Source organism: Paenarthrobacter sp. NPDC091711 (assembly GCF_044756605.1).
Lineage (GTDB): Bacteria > Actinomycetota > Actinomycetes > Actinomycetales > Micrococcaceae > Arthrobacter.
Genome location: NZ_JBIVTF010000031.1, coordinates 1,684 through 3,425, shown reverse-complemented (window position 1 = coordinate 3,425; position 1,742 = coordinate 1,684). Strand labels below are relative to the sequence as shown.

Sequence of the window (1,742 nt, the reverse complement as noted above, 5' to 3'; positions counted from 1 at the left end):
AACACACAGGAACGGATTTGCCTATCCCTGACCCTACATCCTTAGACCGGGGCAACCATCGCCCGGCCCGGCTACCTTCCTGCGTCACACCTGTTAATACGCTTACCTCCCGGGATCAGATCCCGCGCTCGGCCAAAACCCACACACCACAAGGGTGATAGGGCAGGCTCCGGGCGGTTAGTATCCCCCGCTTGGCATGGACGGTTTTTCGCCGGTACGGGAATATCAACCCGTTGTCCATCGACTACGCCTGTCGGCCTCGCCTTAGGTCCCGACTTACCCAGGGCAGATTAGCTTGACCCTGGAACCCTTGATCATTCGGCGGACGGGTTTCTCACCCGTCTTTCGCTACTCATGCCTGCATTCTCACTCGTGTAGGCTCCACCGCTGGTTTCCACCGCGACTTCACTGCCCACACGACGCTCCCCTACCACTCCACACCCCTGAACCACGAAGGCTAGGGCAATATGTGAAATCCACAACTTCGGCGGTGTACTTGAGCCCCGCTACATTGTCGGCGCGGAATCACTTGACCAGTGAGCTATTACGCACTCTTTCAAGGATGGCTGCTTCTAAGCCAACCTCCTGGTTGTCTTCGCAACTCCACATCCTTTCCCACTTAGCACACGCTTAGGGGCCTTAGTTGGTGGTCTGGGCTGTTTCCCTCTCGACTATGAAGCTTATCCCCCACAGTCTCACTGCTGCGCTCTGACTTACCGGCATTCGGAGTTTGGCTGACGTCAGTAACCTTGTAGGGCCCATCGGCCATCCAGTAGCTCTACCTCCGGCAAGAAACACGCAACGCTGCACCTAAATGCATTTCGGGGAGAACCAGCTATCACGGAGTTTGATTGGCCTTTCACCCCTACCCACAGCTCATCCCCTCCATTTTCAACTGAAGTGGGTTCGGTCCTCCACGACGTCTTACCGTCGCTTCAACCTGGCCATGGGTAGATCACTCCGCTTCGGGTCTAGATCACGCCACTACACTCGCCCTATTCAGACTCGCTTTCGCTACGGCTACCCCACACGGGTTAACCTCGCGACGTAACACTAACTCGCAGGCTCATTCTTCAAAAGGCACGCCGTCACAACTACTAAGGTTGCTCCGACGGATTGTAAGCACACGGTTTCAGGTACTGTTTCACTCCCCTCCCGGGGTACTTTTCACCTTTCCCTCACGGTACTGGTCCGCTATCGGTCATTAGGAAGTATTTAGGCTTATCAGGTGGTCCTGACAGATTCGCACGGGATTTCTCGGGCCCCGTGCTACTTGGGATACTCCCCAGGCCGTGCACAACATTACGGTTACGGGGCTCACACCCTCTCTGGCCGGCCTTTCAAGACCGTTCACCTATGCCTGCACCTCACCTCACTGGTCCGGCAGAACCAGAACGGAAAGTCCCACAACCCCGCCCATGCAACGCCCGCCGGCTATCACACATGGAACGGTTTAGCCTGATCCGCGTTCGCTCGCCACTACTAACGGAATCACTATTGTTTTCTCTTCCTGCGGGTACTGAGATGTTTCACTTCCCCGCGTTCCCCCCACGCACCCTATGTGTTCAGATGCGGGTCACACAATCACCATGACAGCGTTGTGCGGGGTTTCCCCATTCGGACATCCTGGGATCAACGCTCGGTTATCAACTCCCCCAGGCTTATCGCAGATTCCTACGTCCTTCTTCGGCTCCTAATGCCAAGGCATCCACCGTGTGCCCTTAAAAACTTGACCACACACA

1 rRNA gene (running past one end of the window) is annotated in these 1,742 nt (G+C 56.0%); it reads right to left on the bottom strand.

Annotated features, from left to right (window positions below):
* Positions 1-1,735 (bottom strand): 23S ribosomal RNA (locus ACIQH5_RS22385) (it extends 1,503 nt beyond the left edge of the window).
* Positions 1,736-1,742 lie beyond the last annotated feature (7 nt).